The 16,678-nt window shown below is 62.6% G+C and carries 15 protein-coding genes; 4 read left to right on the top strand and 11 right to left on the bottom strand.

Translation table 11 applies throughout. The annotated features are described in order from the left end of the window. Nucleotides 1–2: 2 nt before the first annotated feature. Entirely contained in the window at nucleotides 3–461 is a 459-nt protein-coding gene (locus tag AC1DY9_RS08500; protein ID WP_457279289.1) for a (2Fe-2S)-binding protein, read from the bottom strand. A gap of 158 nt (nucleotides 462–619) precedes the next feature. Further along, nucleotides 620–1,192: a TetR/AcrR family transcriptional regulator gene (locus AC1DY9_RS08495; protein WP_477647368.1), complete on the bottom strand. Its 573-nt coding sequence runs from the start codon at nucleotides 1,190–1,192 to the stop codon at nucleotides 620–622. Between the two features lie 104 nt (nucleotides 1,193–1,296). Here AC1DY9_RS08495 and pdxH point away from each other — a divergent pair, with 104 nt between their 5' ends. Then, nucleotides 1,297–1,947, top strand: coding sequence for a pyridoxamine 5'-phosphate oxidase (gene pdxH / locus AC1DY9_RS08490; RefSeq protein ID WP_477666284.1), 651 nt, complete (start codon nucleotides 1,297–1,299; stop codon nucleotides 1,945–1,947). Here pdxH and AC1DY9_RS08485 read toward each other — a convergent pair. Genes AC1DY9_RS08485 through AC1DY9_RS08460 form a run of 6 tightly spaced genes read right to left on the bottom strand, consistent with a single transcriptional unit; the run spans nucleotide 1,944 to nucleotide 7,979 of the window. After that, nucleotides 1,944–3,329, bottom strand: coding sequence for an ATP-dependent Clp protease adaptor ClpS (locus tag AC1DY9_RS08485; RefSeq protein WP_477666283.1), 1,386 nt, complete (start codon nucleotides 3,327–3,329; stop codon nucleotides 1,944–1,946). The two genes, pdxH and AC1DY9_RS08485, sit on opposite strands and share 4 nt — an antisense overlap. Nucleotides 3,330–3,359: 30 nt before the next feature. Then, nucleotides 3,360–3,848, bottom strand: coding sequence for a 2-amino-4-hydroxy-6-hydroxymethyldihydropteridine diphosphokinase (folK, locus tag AC1DY9_RS08480; RefSeq protein ID WP_477666282.1), 489 nt, complete (start codon nucleotides 3,846–3,848; stop codon nucleotides 3,360–3,362). A gap of 24 nt (nucleotides 3,849–3,872) precedes the next feature. After that, nucleotides 3,873–5,480, bottom strand: a complete 1,608-nt coding sequence (gene pcnB / locus AC1DY9_RS08475; RefSeq protein WP_477666281.1) for a polynucleotide adenylyltransferase PcnB — start codon at nucleotides 5,478–5,480, stop codon at nucleotides 3,873–3,875. Between the two features lie 6 nt (nucleotides 5,481–5,486). Next, the gene (locus AC1DY9_RS08470) at nucleotides 5,487–6,164 is read right to left on the bottom strand and encodes an HAD family hydrolase (RefSeq protein ID WP_477666280.1); all 678 of its coding nucleotides are present in this window, start codon (nucleotides 6,162–6,164) and stop codon (nucleotides 5,487–5,489) included. Nucleotides 6,165–6,181: 17 nt separating this feature from the next. Then, nucleotides 6,182–6,868, bottom strand: coding sequence for a DnaA regulatory inactivator Hda (gene hda, locus AC1DY9_RS08465; RefSeq protein WP_457279795.1), 687 nt, complete (start codon nucleotides 6,866–6,868; stop codon nucleotides 6,182–6,184). A gap of 34 nt (nucleotides 6,869–6,902) precedes the next feature. Continuing rightward, nucleotides 6,903–7,979, bottom strand: a complete 1,077-nt coding sequence (locus AC1DY9_RS08460) for an AI-2E family transporter (RefSeq protein ID WP_477666279.1) — start codon at nucleotides 7,977–7,979, stop codon at nucleotides 6,903–6,905. A gap of 179 nt (nucleotides 7,980–8,158) precedes the next feature. On the opposite strand from AC1DY9_RS08460, the gene purM reads away from it, so the two are divergent. Both purM and AC1DY9_RS08450 read left to right on the top strand, forming a co-directional pair. After that, nucleotides 8,159–9,199 (top strand): phosphoribosylformylglycinamidine cyclo-ligase, encoded by a 1,041-nt coding sequence (gene purM, locus AC1DY9_RS08455; RefSeq protein ID WP_477666278.1) that lies wholly within the window; start codon nucleotides 8,159–8,161, stop codon nucleotides 9,197–9,199. 169 nt (nucleotides 9,200–9,368) lie between these two features. Continuing rightward, nucleotides 9,369–10,346: a division plane positioning ATPase MipZ gene (locus tag AC1DY9_RS08450; RefSeq protein WP_477666277.1), complete on the top strand. Its 978-nt coding sequence runs from the start codon at nucleotides 9,369–9,371 to the stop codon at nucleotides 10,344–10,346. 26 nt (nucleotides 10,347–10,372) lie between these two features. Here the strand turns inward: AC1DY9_RS08450 and metE are convergent, their stop codons facing one another. Beyond that, nucleotides 10,373–12,721: a 5-methyltetrahydropteroyltriglutamate--homocysteine S-methyltransferase gene (metE, locus tag AC1DY9_RS08445; RefSeq protein ID WP_477666276.1), complete on the bottom strand. Its 2,349-nt coding sequence runs from the start codon at nucleotides 12,719–12,721 to the stop codon at nucleotides 10,373–10,375. A gap of 145 nt (nucleotides 12,722–12,866) precedes the next feature. Between metE and AC1DY9_RS08440 the strand changes: the two genes are divergently transcribed. Then, nucleotides 12,867–13,790: a LysR family transcriptional regulator gene (locus AC1DY9_RS08440; RefSeq protein ID WP_457279300.1), complete on the top strand. Its 924-nt coding sequence runs from the start codon at nucleotides 12,867–12,869 to the stop codon at nucleotides 13,788–13,790. A gap of 94 nt (nucleotides 13,791–13,884) precedes the next feature. On the opposite strand, the gene AC1DY9_RS08435 is transcribed toward AC1DY9_RS08440, so the two are convergent. Further along, nucleotides 13,885–14,736, bottom strand: a complete 852-nt coding sequence (locus AC1DY9_RS08435) for a SirB1 family protein (RefSeq protein ID WP_457279301.1) — start codon at nucleotides 14,734–14,736, stop codon at nucleotides 13,885–13,887. A gap of 74 nt (nucleotides 14,737–14,810) precedes the next feature. Further along, nucleotides 14,811–16,376, bottom strand: coding sequence for a murein biosynthesis integral membrane protein MurJ (murJ, locus tag AC1DY9_RS08430; RefSeq protein ID WP_477666275.1), 1,566 nt, complete (start codon nucleotides 16,374–16,376; stop codon nucleotides 14,811–14,813). Between the last annotated feature and the right edge of the window lie 302 nt (nucleotides 16,377–16,678).

The raw sequence follows: 16,678 nt of genomic DNA, 5'->3' as shown, positions 1-16,678 counted from the left end.
AGTTAAGCCAGTGCCTGGGCGGCGTCTTTGATGGCAGCGCGAATGCGCACATAGGTGCCGCAGCGGCAGATATTGCCGGCCATGGCGCCGTCGATGTCGGCATCGCTCGGTTTGGCGTTGGACTTGAGCAAGGCGGTGGCGCTCATCACCTGGCCGCTCTGGCAATAGCCGCACTGCGCCACGTCATGTTTGACCCAGGCGTCCTGCACGGCTTTGCCGACGCGGTCGGTGGCAACCGCTTCGATGGTGGTGATCTTCTGGCCGGCAGCGGCAGAAATCGGCGTGATGCACGAGCGTATGGCCGCGCCGTTGAGATGCACGGTACACGCGCCGCACAGCGCCGCACCGCAGCCGAACTTCGTACCTGTCATGCCCAGCGTGTCACGCAGGGCCCAGAGAATAGGGGTGGATTGGTCGGCGTTGACGGATACGTCCTTGCCGTTGATGTTGAGGGTGGGCATCGTGGAACTCCTTGCGGTTTTTGTTAGTGGGAAATCAAAAGGGAGAAAAAAAGGGAGGCTACTTGTCGAATTTATATTCGCTTAAATCAGGGTTTTATCCGTAAAAACTTGGGCATGCAGAAATGAGGGGTATTGCCTTTCAGAGGCGTTTCAAAGATTCAGGCCTTGATGGCGTCCCAACACAGGGTAAAAGCCGCCTGGTGCACCGCCTCGTCGTCGGGCAGCACCTGGGTGCGTATCAGGTTGGCAGTTTCCCGCACCGAGCCCACCAGGGTGGCCGTTAACAACGGCAAGGGCACAGGCTTGAAAATCTCCTGCTTCTGGCCCTCCTCGATCAATGCAAAGAAGCTCGCCGCCAGTCGGGTCGACAACTCGCGGTTGCCCTGCGTGAACCAGGGAGAGTTGTAGTACTGCTCCTGGAACACGACCTCGGCATAACGCTCCAGCCGGTGCCGCAGCAGGTTGCCCCAGAGGCGGCGCACACGGCTGCGCAAGGGGGTCCCGGGCACCACACCATCCATCAAGCGCAGCATGGTCGCGGTCTTGGCTTCTTCATAGAGCTGGCTGATCAGCTCGTCCTTGGACGGGTAATAGACGTACAGCGTGCTGGTGGCGATGCCGGCCGTGCGGGCAATGTCGGCCATGGTCAGCCCGCTCAGGCCGGTCTGGGCCACCAGGTTGAAGGTGGCCTCGGCAATGGCGCGCTGCTTTTCGTCGTCTTTGGGTTTCATCGAAGCCTGCGAATATAAACGAATATTAATTCGGTATCAAGCAAACACCTCATCGGGAGCCCGCCGCAGGCAAGGATATGCCCTGTGCGGGCACAATCAGAGCCATGAGCCAGCCCACTCCCTCCATCGCCGATCTGCGCAAAAGCTACGAACGCGCCGAACTCAACGAAGAAGCGTCCGACGCCGACCCGCTGAAACAGTTCGGCCAATGGCTGCAGGAAGCCATCGCGGCCGAGGTGCCAGAGCCCAATGCCATGACGCTGGCCACCGTGGCCAGCAACCTGCGCCCCTCTACGCGCATCGTGCTGATCAAGGGCTATGACGAGCGCGGCATCACCTGGTTCACCAACTACGACAGCCGCAAGGGCCAGGAACTGGCCGGCAACCCGTATGCGGCATTGCAATTTCACTGGATAGAGCTTGAGCGTGTGGTTCGCATCGAAGGCGTGGTCGAAAAAGTCTCCGCCGAAGAAAGCGACGCCTACTTCAGCAGCCGCCCCCTCGACTCCCGCATAGGCGCCTGGGCCAGCCCACAAAGCGAAGTGATTTCAGGGCGCAGCGTGCTGGTGACGAATGCCGCCAAATACGGGGCCAAATTTTTGCTGCAGCCCCCGCGCCCGCCGCACTGGGGCGGCTATCGGCTGAAGCCGGACAACTGGCAGTTCTGGCAAGGCCGCAAGAGCCGCTTGCATGACCGGTTGCGGTATACGCTGCAGGGTGATGCGAGGTGGTTGCGGGAGCGGCTTGCGCCTTAGGCGCCGCCCACTTCACGGCTGAACATCACTGGCGACTGTGATGTGGCGGCTCTTGGCAAGCCCAGAGCTTCCACAGCCCGGCAAACCAATTGATGACCTTGATTGCGGGCCGCTTCCGTGACAGCCGCTGCAATGGCCTCAGCTCTGTCCAATCCGGCTGTCGGCACCAAGGCGCCACCATTTTTGTGGATGTCCAACATCAAGATGATCGCTTTTTCCCGGTCAAGCTGCAGTTGCTGCATGAGGGTTGTCAAGACGAATTCCATAGGTGTCTTGCTGTCATTCAGTATCTCGACACCCGTGGTAAAGCCAGGTGTCGAAAACTCCTCCAACGATAACAAGCTTGTTTCTGCGGGGAAGACACGGGTTATCGCAAGGGGATCCGGGAACGGGTGAGGCGTGCCCTTTGTGGCATGGAGGATCACCTTCCAGATGATGTTTCCATCGGTCGAGAGGCCGCTGAAACTTTTACCGGGAATCAGATTCAGCACAAACAGGATGGCGTTGTAAACGGTAAATGTCACGGCCACGCACTTGCCAAACGCGCTGGTGGGCCAACCAAAAATGGCGATGTACAGCCATGTCAGCAAAAGCAAGGCGCATTGAGCCAGCAGGCCCGCTGAGAACACCAGCAGGGTGTCTCGAATTCCGCGTGGGGCCTGGACATTGCATTGACCACCCAAGCCGGAAATATCGACAGAGAACACTTTGAGACCCAGGAATCGCGCGGCGGCGAAATGACCTAGCTCGTGAATTGAAATGAGAGCCAAAAATGCGAGGCAGTAGTAGAGCCACTCCGTCAAACTGAACCCTGAAAAGATTGAGAGCATCAAACCACCCACTGGCAAGGACCAATGAATGCGCAAGGGAGCCCCCTGCACTGTCGCAACCTTGAAGGACCAGGAATTCACGCCTGCGACGCCCGATGGGGCCGCGTTGTTCACTCCCCAGGTACCACGCACTGTTCGGATGCCAATCACCGCGGAAACCAGCCCCAAAATCAGCACGAAGACCGCGTAGCCAAGGCCTTCATACTGTTTTCCGGGAACCAGCGTGAACGCCAGCCACAAGCCTGTAGCAATCAAGAGCGCCGCGATCACCCACCACGCAACGGGATGCAGCAATGATTGGTACTTGTTTGGCCGATTGAGCAGCAGGCGCCAGCCGACAGACAGCAAGAATGCCGCGATCAGCCCTGGTGCAGCCAGCATCGTCAGGACAAAAAGAGGCTGCTCGGCCAAAATCCCTGAGTTCAATTTGATCGCAACAAAACCGGCCAAGGCTACGAACAGCATGCCTGCCACCAGTGCAAGCGCGCCAATGCCGCGCAGCAGCCATGAGTCCACTCCGCGTTTGAGCGAATCGCTGATTGAATCTGCCATAGCTGGTGAATCGTTAACCCATTGAGTGCACTAAAGGCCTGAAAGCCTTTCGATGCGCTGGTTTTTAACTGCTTCCAGTTGAAGATCACTGACCAGGCCAAGCCCTAGTTCAGCCAGCGGCACCAACACAAAAGCGCGTTGCCACATGCGTGGGTGGGGCACCGTCAGGTGCGGCGACTCAATGTACCCGCTGCCGTAAATCAGCAAGTCAAGATCCAGCGTTCGCGGTGCGTGCAGGTAGGGCCGCTCGCGGCCCGCCGCCAATTCGATCTGGAGCAGATGCTGTAGCAAAACCGGCGCCGGCAGGGTGGTCCGGATTTTGAGAACAGCATTGAGGTAATCGTCTCCCGGCGCCTCAACTTGCGCGCCATCGGCAGTGGTGATGGGTGCCGTTCGGTAAACGCTGGACCGGGCGATCACTGTGGTAACCGGCAGGCAGGCCACATCCCTGGTGGCTTGCGCGAACGCGGCGGCCGCATCACCGAGGTTAGCGCCCAGGCCGATGTAGGCGTCAACCATGCCCGTTCCCTGTGCGCGTGTGGCTTAATCGCCGTCGTTGCCGGCGGGAGGAGAAGCAGCAGCCTCACCACCACCGGTCGCGCCACGATTGGCCGGCTTGCGGCGGCGGCGGCGTTTTTTGGCGGGGGCTGCGTCGCCCTGCTCGCCGGAGGCATCTGCGGCATCGGGCGTGGTGCGCTCCGCTTGCGCTGAGCCAGGCTCGGCATCAACACGCTTCACACGCACCCGCGGCGCTTGCGGCTTGCTCTGCTGGGCCTGGCGCGCCTCTTCAATCATGGCGTGGCGTTCGTCGTCGTAGGCGGTGCTGAACTTTTCCCACCACTCGGCGAGTTCCATCTCGATCTCGCCGGTCTGCGCGCGCAGGCGCAGGAAATCGAAGCCGGCGCGAAAGCGCGGCTGGTCGAGCAGCGAATACGGTGCGCTGCCGACGCGTTTTTCAAAGCGCGGCTGCATGGTCCAGATCTCGCGCATGTCGGTGCCGAGCTTGCCGCGGCCCGACACGTCGCCGATCTTCGCGTTGAAGGCATCGTCGATCGCGTCTTGCAGCGCGGGCATGAGGTGCTCACCGCGCTTCTTGCGGCGCTCCCAGCCTTCGCGCACGTCAAACCACAGCACGCACGACAGCAAGAAGCTGGGCGCCACCGGCTTGYCTTCGCCGACGCGGCGGTCGGTGTCTTGCAGCGCGAGCTTGAGGAAGGGTTCGTCGGCGTTTTCGACCACCACATCCAGCAGCGGATAGATGCCGGTTCCCAGGCCCAGGAACTTGAGCTGCGCGATGCTGGCCAGCGCATGGCCGGTCTGCAGCAGCTTGAGCATTTCGTCAAACAGGCGCGACTGCGGCACGTCGGCCAGCAGGCCCTTCATCTCGCGCAGCGGGGCCACGGTCTTGTCTTCAAACTTGAAGCCCAGCGCGCTGAGCTTGGCGGCAAAACGCACGGCGCGGATGATGCGCACCGGGTCTTCGCGGTAACGCACGGCCGGGTTGCCGATCATGCGGATGATCTTTTTCTTGGCGTCCTTGATGCCGTTGTGATAGTCGACCACGACCTGCGTTTCCGGGTCGTAGTACATCGCGTTGATGGTGAAGTCGCGGCGCGCGGCGTCCTGCTCGATCGGGCCCCAGACGTTGTCGCGCAGCACGCGGCCTGAGGCGTCGACCGCGTGCTTCATGCCGGCCAGTTCGCTCTTGCTGGTGCGCTCGTTGCCGCCGACCTGCTCGGCCAGGCTGCTGTCGAGATGCGCGCGGAAGGTCGAGACCTCGATCACTTCGTGCTCACGCCCTCGGCCATAAATAACGTGCACGATGCGAAAGCGTCGGCCGATGATGAAGGCGCGGCGGAACAGCGACTTGACCTGCTCGGGCGTGGCGTCGGTGGCGACGTCAAAGTCCTTGGGACGCAGGCCGACCAGCAGGTCGCGCACCGCGCCGCCGACGATATAGGCCTCGTAACCGGCGTCTTTCAGGGTGCGCACCACGTCCATGGCGCGGTCGTCCACCAGCGAGACATCGATGCCGTGTTCCTTGACGGTGACATCCTGGCGCTGGCCGAAAGGTGATTTTTTGACCCGCTTGGCGCCGGGATCCGTGCTGTCAGATTTGCCAAACAGCTTGTCGATAAATTTTTTGATCATGGATAACTAGATAAACAGGTCAAGTATGCGCCATCCGCGCTCTGTCGCCAGCGCCCGCAGGCGCTCGTCCGGGTTGGTCGCGACGGGGTGGGTGGCCTTCTCCAGCAGGGCAATATCGTTCATGGAGTCGGTGTAGAACGTGGTTTCCACGTCGCTCCAGCCGAGTTGGCGGGCTGCCAGCCATTGTTCCACGCGGGTGACCTTGCCTTCGCGCGCCGAGGGCGTGCCGCTGATCTCGCCGGTCACCCAGCCGTCGGCGTCGCGCTCCAGCTCGACCGCGATCAGCTCTTTCACCCCGAAAGCGTCGGCGATGGGCCGCGTGACGAACTCGTTGGTGGCAGTGACGATGACCAGTTCATCGCCCGCGGCCCTGTGGCCATCGACCAGCGCCAGCGCCTGTTTTGTGATGGCTTTTTGCACCACGTCCCGCATGAAACTTGCGTGACCCGCTCCTGAATTGATAGCACCCTGCTTGCGGATGGCTTCAGTGGCAAAGCGCACGTATTCGTGGATGTCGAGCGTGCCGGCGCGGTAGTGCTCAAAAAATTCATTGTTGCGGCGCTTGAACTCGGTGCTGTCGCACCAGCCCAGCGCAATGGTGAATTCGCCCCATTCGTAATCGGAATCGATAGGGATCAGCGTGTGATCCAGGTCAAATAAAGCAATCTTGCGGGAAGCAGTCATTTCGCAGTCACAGTCACTTATTCGCTCTCCAGCATCGATTTGATCAAGGGAATCGTGATGGCCCGTTTGGTTTGCAGGGCGTATGCATCCAGTTGGTCAAGCAGCTGCATCAGGCTGCCCAGGTCGCGCGAAAAGCGGGTCAGCATGAAATCCATGGCCTCGTCGCTCAAAAACACGCCCCGCGCATCGGCCTCGCGCCGCAGCACGGCGCGCCGCTCGGGTTCGGTCAAGGCCTGCAGGGCAAACACATGGCCCCAGCCCAGCCGGGTGCGCAGGTCTTCGCGCAGCGCCAGGTCGGCCGGCGGCATCTGGCCGGCGGCCAGCACCCAGCGCGGACGTCCGTCGGGCGCGCTGAGCGCGTTGACAAACCAGTTGAAGGCCGCCTGCTGCTGCACGGCGGTGTAGAGATGGCAGTCGTCCAGGATGACGGCCGCCCAGGATTCGTTGAACTCGGGCGGCTCGAGCATGGAGGCGTCCATCCAGCCGCTGGCAGCACCCTGCTCGCGCAGCGCTTCGCGCACGGCTTTCAGCAAATGCGTTTTGCCGCTGGCGGCCTCACCCCAGAGGTAGGTTGGCACCGGCGATCGCAGCGTGTTGCCGGCCCACAGCTCCAGGTGCCGGAGCGCGGCTTCGTTCGGCCCGCCAAAAAAATTGGCGAACGACGGGGCTGAAGCCAGCCCGATGTCCAGCGCAATCTGTTTCATGCCCGCCATGCGTTCATCCTGACCCTGTTCAGCCTTAGCCGGCCTTGTTGTAAAGCCGGCTGGCCATATAGCTGGCTTTAATGCGGCGTATGCCCACCAGCAGCACCGCACTGGCCGGCAGCGCCACCAGCACACCGACAAAGCCGAACATCTGGCCGAAAGCCAGCAAGGCAAAGATCACCGCCAGCGGGTGCAGGCCAATGCGCTCGCCCACCAGGCGCGGCGTGAGGTACAGGCTTTCCACCAGTTGCCCGATGCCGTAGACCACGGCGACCATGACGAGCGCCTTGAGCGAAGCGAACTCCAGCAGGCCGGCCAGCACCGCCAGCATCAGGCCCAGGCCAAAGCCCAGGTAAGGGATGAACATCGCCAGGCCGGTAAAAACACCGATGGGCAGGGCCAGGTCCAGGCCGAACAGCGCCAACCCCACGGCATAGAACACCGCCATGATCAGCATGACCAGCAACTGGCCGCGCAGGTACTGGCCCAGCACCGAGTCGGCTTCGTCAGTGAAGCTGTCAAAACCCGCGCGCAGGTGCGGCGGCACCAGTTCGAGCACGCGAGCGACAAACTTGTCCCAGTCCATCAGCAGGTAAAACAGCGCCACGGGAATCAGCACCGCATTGCCGATGATGGCCAGCGCCACGCTGCCGCCCAGCTTGAGTGACGACATCAGCGAGCCGAACAGGTCTTCAAAATTGGCATTGAGGTACTTGAGTACAAAGGCCTTGATGCTGCCCACGTCCAGCGCGACATGGATGCCGAACTGCGCCAGCCACGGCGCCAGGCTGGTGTTGAGCCTGTCGGCCAGCAGCGGCACTTGCTCGCGCAGCACGGGCAGCTCCTTGGCCATGATGGGCACAATCAGCAAAAAGAGGCCGAGCAGCGCCACGATGAAGAGGAACTCCACCAGCACCACCGCCACCACGCGCGGCAGGCGGCCCTTGCCCATGTCGTCCAGCCGGTTCACGAGCGGCGTCAATGCATAGGCCAGGACGGCTGCAATGACAAAGGGCGCCAGCACCGGCCCCAGCAGCCACAGCGCCAGGATGACCAGCGCGGCGATGGCGCACCAGGTGGCGGCGCGTTTTTGGGTGGTGGTGAATTGCATACAGCCTTGGGTTGAGCTTGCCGGAAGGAACCCTGGAAAAAGTCCCTGGAAAGGCCCGAAAGGCGCCTGATGGGCAGCCTTTAGAATCTCAGGCTGAATTCTATCGGGCTTGCAGGCCGCTTCCGGGCTGCAAATCCGCCTTCTGACCGCCTGCCCTCCCACTGCATCAAAGCCGACACATGACCACCTCCTCCACTTCCCCCCTGAGCTACAAAGACGCAGGCGTCGACATCGACGCAGGTGACGCGCTGGTCGAACGCATCAAGCCGCTGGCCAAAAAGACCATGCGGGAGGGCGTATTGGCAGGTATTGGCGGCTTTGGCGCCTTGTTTGAGGTGCCCAAGCGCTACAAGGAACCCGTCCTGGTCAGCGGCACGGACGGCGTGGGCACCAAGCTCAAGCTGGCCTTTGAATGGCAGATGCACGACACCGTGGGCATTGACCTTGTGGCCATGAGCGTCAACGACGTGCTGGTACAAGGCGCCGAGCCGCTGTTTTTCCTCGATTACTTCGCCTGCGGCAAGCTGGATGTGGACACGGCCGCGGCAGTGGTGGGCGGCATCGCCAGGGGCTGTGAGCTGAGCGGCTGCGCCCTGATTGGCGGCGAGACCGCCGAAATGCCCGGCATGTACCCCGCGGGCGAATACGACCTGGCCGGCTTCGCCGTGGGCGCGGTCGAAAAGTCCAAGATTTTGACCGGCAAGGACGTGAAGCCCGGCGACGTGGTGCTCGGCTTGGCCAGCAGCGGTGTGCATTCCAACGGTTTCAGCCTGGTGCGCAAGTGCATTGAACGCGCCGGCGCTGCGGCTCCGGCAAAGCTTGACGGCAAGCCTTTCAAGCAGGCCCTGATGGAACCCACCCGCCTGTATGTCAAGAACGTGCTGGCCGCGCTGGCTGCGCATCCCATCAAGGCCTTGGCCCACATCACTGGCGGCGGCTTGCTCGAAAACATTCCGCGCGTGCTGCCCGAAGGCACGGCCGCCCATCTCAAAAAGGGCAGCTGGCCACAAACCGAGCTGTTTGCCTGGCTGCAGAAAACCGCCGGTATCGACGACTTCGAGATGAACCGCACCTTCAACAACGGCATCGGCATGGTCGTGGTGGTGGACGCCGCCAATGCGCAAGCCACCGCCAAAACCCTGCGTGACGCCGGCGAGCAGGTGTACGAGATCGGTGTGATCGCGCCCAAGGGCGACGGCGCCGCCGTCACCGTCGGCTAAGCCCGCCGCAACCGCCCTCTCGCGCCCCACGACCTGGGGCTGCCCTCTCCTTCGGCCGGGCCGTTTTGCTACAAAAACACTAGCTGCGTGCGCCCATGGCGCTTGGGGTCACTGGACTTTTCGTTAGTTATGTATCAAACTGTTCCATCGATCCGTCTTTGGAGCAGTCATGCCGGTTATCGCAGTCGTCAACCGCAAGGGAGGCAGTGGCAAGAGCACGCTGGCCGCGCACATCGCCGCCTGGTGCGCGCGCAATGGCAGCTCGGTCATGCTGGGCGATGTAGACCGCCAGCAGTYGGCGCGAAGCTGGCTCAAGCGCCGGGACCCCGCGTTGCCCGCCATAGCGCCCTGGGCCGTCGACCAGAAAAACATGCTGCGTGTGCCCACCGGCATCACGCACGTGGTGCTTGACACGCCGGGCGGCATGCACGGCTTTGAGCTGGCGCGCGTGGTGATGTTTGCCGATGTCATCGTCATGCCGGTGTGCAATTCGATGTTTGACCGTGAATCGGCCGCGCAGTGCCACGCCGAGCTGATGGCCATGCCGCGCGTGGCCAGCGGCCGCTGCCGGCTCGCCACGGTGGGCATGCGCATCGACGGGCGCACCAGCGCCGCAAAAACGCTGCAGGCGTGGTCTGAAAGCCTTGGCATGCCTTTCCTGGGCGCCCTGCGCGAAACCCAGCTGTATGTACGCAGCCTGGAACGCGGCATGACGATATTTGACCTGCCGGCCAGCGCCGCAACGCAAGACCTGCAGCAGTGGCAACCGATCCTGGAGTGGCTGCGCCCCACGTTGTATCCGCCGCAAGCCGCCAACGACGCGCCCGAAAGGGGGCACGCGACGGTGCCGGCCAAAGCCCCGGTCCGGATGATCGCGCCCCTGCCTTCGACCGCCGCAACGCTGGGTGCCCGGCTGCTCAACCCACCGCCCGCAGCCAAAGCCGCGTCCGCGCGCCTGGGCAGCTCGCTCCCCAACAGCCTCATGCCCGCGCAGGAATCCCTGGTGCATGGCGCGCGCATGTCCGCACAAAGTACCGCACGCGCGGTCGGCCGGCCTGTGCAGGTCAGCACGGCGCCGGCCATGTCGCGCAATGTGGACTCTCCTGACGGCATGCAGATTCCGCATTTCCTCAAGCGCGGCACCTGATTCGCCCTCCCTCCGGGCGCACCGCGTCAGGAAGCCGCCAGTTCCTTGCGCACTTCTTGCGCGGCCCGCACCATGTTGCCGAGCGCCGCTTCGGTTTCCGGCCAGCCCCGCGTTTTCAGCCCGCAGTCGGGATTGATCCAGAGGTTTTCCGCCGGGATCACGCTGGCGGCCTTTCGCAGCAAGCGCACCATGGCGTCCACGCTGGGAACGCGCGGTGAATGGATGTCATATACGCCCGGCCCGATTTCATTGGGATACCTGAAGGCGCCAAAGCCGCGCAGCAGTTCCATGTCGGAACGGCTGGTCTCGATGGTGATCACGTCGGCGTCCATTGCTGCGATTTCCGGCAGGATGTCGTTGAATTCGGCGTAGCACATGTGGGTGTGGATTTGCGTCTCGTCGCGCACACCCGAGGCACTGATGCGAAAAGCCCGCGTGGCGGTGCGCAGGTACGCGGCCCAGCTCGCACGGCGCAGCGGCAATCCTTCGCGAATGGCCGGCTCGTCGATCTGGACGATGCCGATGCCGGCCCTCTCAAGGTCCACCACCTCGTCGCGTATGGCCCAGGCGATCTGCTCGCAGGTCAGGCTGCGCGGCTGGTCGTCGCGCACAAAGGACCATTGCAGGATGGTGACGGGGCCGGTCAGCATGCCTTTCATCGGCAGCTTTGTCAGGCTCTGCGCATGGGCCGTCCATTCGACCGTCATGGGCGCAGGCCTGGCCACGTCGCCGAAGATCACCGGCGGCTTGACGCAGCGCGAGCCGTAGGACTGCACCCAGCCGTTGGCGGTGAAGGCAAAGCCGTCAAGCTGCTCGCCGAAGTACTCCACCATGTCGTTGCGCTCGGCTTCCCCATGCACCAGGACGTCAAGGCCCAGCGCCTCCTGCTTGCGTACCGCCAGCGCAATCTCGGCTTCCATCTTTTCACGGTAGCCCGCCGCGCCGAGTTCGCCGCGTTTGAACGCTGCGCGCGCAGCGCGGATCTCCGGCGTCTGCGGGAAGGAGCCGATGGTGGTGGTGGGCAGCGGCGGCAGCGCAAGGCGGGCGCGCTGCAGGACCTGGCGCACCGGAAAAGGTGAGCTGCGGCAATCGTCGCCTGCAACGCTGCGTGCAAGACGCAATGCCACGTCGGCCCGGTGCACACGGGGGCTGCGCCGGCGCGCCGCAACAGCCGCGCGGGCTGAAGCGAGCTCCCTGGCAACCAGAGACTCTTCTCCCGTGAACGCCGCGCGCAACATGCGCAGCTCGCCCAGTTTTTCCACAGCAAAGGCGAGCCAGGCGCGCAGTTCCGCATCCAGCGCGTTCTCGGCTGCAAGGCTGAAAGGCACGTGCAGCAGCGAGCAGGAAGGCGCGATCCAGAGTTCGCCCTGGTGCCTGGCAGTCACCGCGCGCAGCTTTGCCAGCGCCGCGTCCGGGTCTGTGCGCCAGATGTTGCGGCCGTCCACAATGCCCACCGACAGCACCTTGTGCGCAGGCAGCCAGTCGGCCACCCCCACCAGTTCCTCGGGCGCACGCACCGCATCGACATGCAAGCCCGCCACCGGCAGCTGGCAAGCCAGCCTCAGGTTGTCGGCCAGCGGCGAAAAGTAGGTGGCCAGCAGCAGCTGGGGTGCGTTGCGGGCAAGCTGCGAATAGCTGCGCTCAAAGGCGTAGCGCCACTGCTCGGGCAAATCCAGGCCCAGGATGGGCTCGTCCATCTGCACCCACTCCACACCTTGCGCCTTCAGCCGCCCGAGAATCTGCGCATACACCGGCAATAGTTTGTCGAGCAGGCTGAAGCGGTCAAAGCCGGGCTCTTCGCCGCCTGTCTTTTCCTTGCCAAGCCACAGAAAGCTCAGCGGCCCGAGCAGCACCGCCTTGACCCGGTGGCCGGCGCCCTGGGCCTGCGCCACTTCATCGAAGAGGCGCTCCGAAGCAAGGCTGAATTGCGTCCCTGCATTGAATTCGGGCACCAGGTAGTGGTAATTGGTGTCAAACCATTTGGTCATTTCCAGCGCGAAGCTGCCGCCGCCCGCCTTGCCATCCGCGCACGCACAGTCGGCACTGTGTGTATGGTCGCTGTGCGCATTCACGCCGCGCGCCATGGAGAAGTAGCGGCTGAGGGCAGACTCCCGGCCGGTGAAGCCAAAGCGCGCCGGTTCGCAACCCAGCATCTGGATGTGATTGGCCACGTGGTCGTAAAAAGCGAAGTCGCCTACCGTGACAAAGTCCAGCCCGGCTTCTTCCTGCACGGCCCAGTGCTGCTCGCGCAGGCCGGCTCCGGTGGCTTCCAGTGCAGCCAGGTCAATCTCGCCGCGCCAGTGTTTTTCGAGCGCGAATTTCAGTTCCCGGTTCGCGCCCATGCGCGGAAAACCCAGGGTATGTGTGTGGACCATCCAGTTATCTCCCAATGCAAATCAATCACAGAAGAACGCATGGTCGGCCAGATTCAACTATTATTCAAACGAAAGATATTGCCTTTCAATATGAAAATAATTGCTTCACCGATTAATCTGCTGATCGATCTGCAGGGAATAACTGATGAGCCCGTCCATCCTTGAACTGCGCCACCTGCGCACACTGACCGCCCTGCGCGACAGCGGCAGCCTGGTGCGCGCGGCGCAATTGCTCAACCTCACGCAGTCGGCACTCTCGCATCAGGTCAAGCTGCTCGAAGAGCGCTACGCCACGCCGCTGTTCGAGCGCAAGTCCGTACCCCCGCAGTTCAGCACCACGGGCCTCAGGCTGCTGGCGCTGGCCGACGCGGTGCTGTCGCAAGTCGAGGAAGCCGAGCGGGATGTGGCGCGACTGGCCACAGGGCGTTCAGGCCAGTTGCGCATCGCTGTGGAATGCCACACCTGTTTTGACTGGCTGATGCCGGCCATGGATTCGTTTCGCTCACGCTGGCCCGAGGTGGAACTGGACATTGTTTCGGGCTTTCACCCCGACCCGATTGCACTCGTGCTGCAGGACCGCGCCGACATCGCCATCGTCTCGGAAGAAGACGCCAGCGAAGCCGTGGATTTCCACCCGCTGTTCCGCTTTGAAATCATGGCGCTGCTGGCGAATGAGCATGCGCTGACGGCGAAAACGCATCTCACGGCAAGGGACTTCGCCAACGAAACCCTGATCACCTACCCGGTACCCGACGAAATGCTCGACGTGGTGCGCCAGGTGCTGGAGCCGGCCGGCGTCAGGCCTGCGCGCCGTACCACCGAGCTGACGATTGCCATGCTGCAACTGGTGGCCAGTGGCCGCGGCATCGCCGCCCTGCCCAAATGGGCCGTGCAAAGTTACCTGGATCGGGGTTACGTGACCGCAAGGCCGGTGGGCAAAAAGGGCCTGACGGGACGCCTCTATGTTGCGTGCACGCAAGCCATGTCAGGCCGGCCCTGGCTGGAAGACTTTGTGGCGATCACACGGGAAAGCTGCTTTCTCACGCTCAGCGAGATCGAACTTCTTTGAGAGAAAGTGGCCGTAGCGCGCTTCTTACAAGCGCAAACAGCTATCAAATCAATAGCAAATAGCCGCAGAAAAACCAGGGAGATGGCAGAGCGACTCAGTGGCGGCTCTGGCGCAGCTGGGTCAGCCGTTCGGCCATGGTGTCGATGTCAAGCGCGTCTTCGGCGTTGGCAAGATAGATTTCCAGGTCGGCAATGGCCCGCTCGGGCTCGCCATGCGCGGCCCAGGCCAGGCCGCGGTCGCGGTATTCGGTCCATGCTTCGGGCTGCAGAACGATCAGGCGGTCCTGCACGGGAATCAGGCGCTGCCAGTCTTCCTGTGTCTTGTGGATTTCCTTGAGATTGCGCAGCATGCGGCTGATGATTTCGCGCGGCGGCGCCGACTGCAGGTACAGGCCCATCGGCACCTCAAATTCTTCGTCGGCACTGCTGCGTTGCCGGAAAGGCTCCAGCCGCTCGGACAACTCTTCCCGGCTGAGCGACTGGCCGCTGAACGGATCAATCACAACCTGGCCTTTGGGCAGGTTGACCTTCACCATGAAATGCCCGGGAAAGGCCACGCCGCGCGCGTTCAGGCCCAAGCCCAGGGCCAGCTCAAGCCATAGCACCGCCAGCGTGATGGGAATGCCGCGGCGTGTGCGCAGCACGGCATTCAGGTAGCTGTTGTCGGGATCGTAGTAATCATTGACGTTGCCGCCAAAGTTCAGGTCGTGGAAGAAGAACTGGTTCAGTGCCCGCAGGCGCTGCAGCGCGGGAGCGTCGGCAGGCAGGCGGCGCTTGAGGCGGGCCAGCAACTGGTCTACGTCGCCCAGCACCTGCTGCACGTCAAGGTCGGGGTATTCGTCCTGCGCCAGGCTGACGGCGGCTTCCAGCAGAGGGAAATGCTCGTCGCTTTCCACAAGGCTGGAGAAATACTGCAATGGAGACGGTACGGTCAGATTTAATTGCATACCCTACTGTCTCATAAACCGGCGCAAAAAGGGAATCAAGGAATGCCCTTGAAGAGTCTGAAAAAGGCGACAGCTCAGTGTTTCAGGAGTTTTCGCACCTTCAGGCCCGATGCCCATAGCGCTATGAAATAAATAGCGCCTGACGCAATCAGGACAAGCGCCAGCAGCCCTATTCTCTCCAGATACTGGCCTTTCAGACCGACCCAGTTCACGGCCCCGGCCGCCCACAGCAGGAAAACCGCCAGCAACGCACTGGCACCCACCACCTGTGCCGAAAACATGCCCCAACCGGGCGCCGGCGTGTAGCTGCCGCGCCGCTTGAGCCCCCACAGCAGCCAGAGCGCATTGATGAGCGCGCCAATACCGATGGCCAGCGCCAGCCCGGCATGTTGCAAAAACGGCACCAGCGCCAGATTGAGCAGCTGTGTCACCACCAGGACGACCACCGCAATGCGCACCGGCGTCTTGATGTCCTGGCTGGCATAAAAACCGGGCGCCAGCACCTTGATGGCCACCAGTCCCAACAGGCCCGCGCCGTAGCCCATCAAGGCCGTGGTGGTCTGCTGCACGTCGCGGTCGGTAAAAGCACCATAGTGATAAAGCGTGGCGACCAGCGGCTGGGCAAACGTCATCAGGGCCACGGCACAGGGAACGGCCAGCAGCACCACAATGCGCAGGCCCCAGTCAAGCATGGCCGAATAGCGCGCCGCATCGCCGGCGGCTTTGGCAGCCGACAGCTGCGGCATCAGCACGACACCGATGGCCACACCCAGCATTGCGGTCGGGAACTCCATCAGGCGGTCGGCGTAAGTGAGCCAGCTGACGCTGCCGGGCGTGAGGTGCGAAGCGATCTGCGTATTGATAAGAAGCGAAATTTGCGCCACGCTGACACCCAGCAGGGCCGGCACCATGAGCCGGGTGATGTTTTGGGTGGCGGGATCGGCCCAGGCCGCCTTGATCGCAGAAGGGTTCCAGCCAATGCGCGGCAGCAGCCCCAGCCGGAACAGCGCCGGCACCTGCACCGCCAGTTGAAGGATGCCGCCCACCATCACGCCGCCGCCCAGGGCGTAAACCGGCTCGATCCCGTGTGCCTTGAACCAGGAAGCGCCCAACCAGGCCGCCAGAATCATGGAAAGGTTGAGCAATACCGGCGTGGCAGCCGGCACGGCAAACCGGCGCCAGGTGTTGAGCACGCCCGAGGACAGCGCTACCAGCGACATGAAGCCGATGTAAGGAAACATCCAGCGTGTCATGAACACGGCAGCCTCGAAGCCACGCGCCTCCTGCTTCAGGCCGCTGGCCATGGCCCAGACCAGCACCGGGGCTGCCGCCACGCCGGCCACGCAAGTCAAAAGCAGCGCCCAGGCCAGTAAAGTGGCGACCCGGTCTATCAGCAGTTTGGTCTCGGCTTCGCCGTTTTGGGCCTTAGTGGCCGCCAGCACCGGCACAAAAGCCTGGCTGAAAGCCCCTTCGGCAAACAGCCGCCGGAACAGGTTGGGAATGCGAAATGCCACATTGAAGGCATCCGTCATGGCGCTGGCGCCAAAAGTCGAGGCAATCAGCAGTTCCCGCACCAAACCGGTGATTCGGGAGACCAGGGTCAGAAGGGATACGGTAGAGGCGGATTTGAATAGGGACACCCGTGGAGTTTAGCCTCGGCCTTGCACCGCCCAACCAATGTCAAGCTGGCTTGATACGGTGCCGAAAAATCGGCTCAAAGCGCTGAATCCAGGCATAAAATCGGCCTCAAGCCCTTATAAAACAAGCGAAAGTCGCTACCAATTTGATAGCAAATGACTGTCAAACCCCTCTTCACCAGCATGAGCCGTGGAACCGGCTTTGCCGGGCCACAGGCGGGCGGCCCCCTCGGGGGGCAAGGAGTTACACGCAGTGAACGACTGTGGGGGCTATAATCGTGGGCTTTGCTGCAACATCCACAGAC

This window comes from Polaromonas sp. P1_F6 (assembly GCF_056405695.1).
The sequence above is the reverse complement of the archived record's forward strand: the minus strand, read 5'-3'. Positions and strand labels throughout refer to the sequence as shown.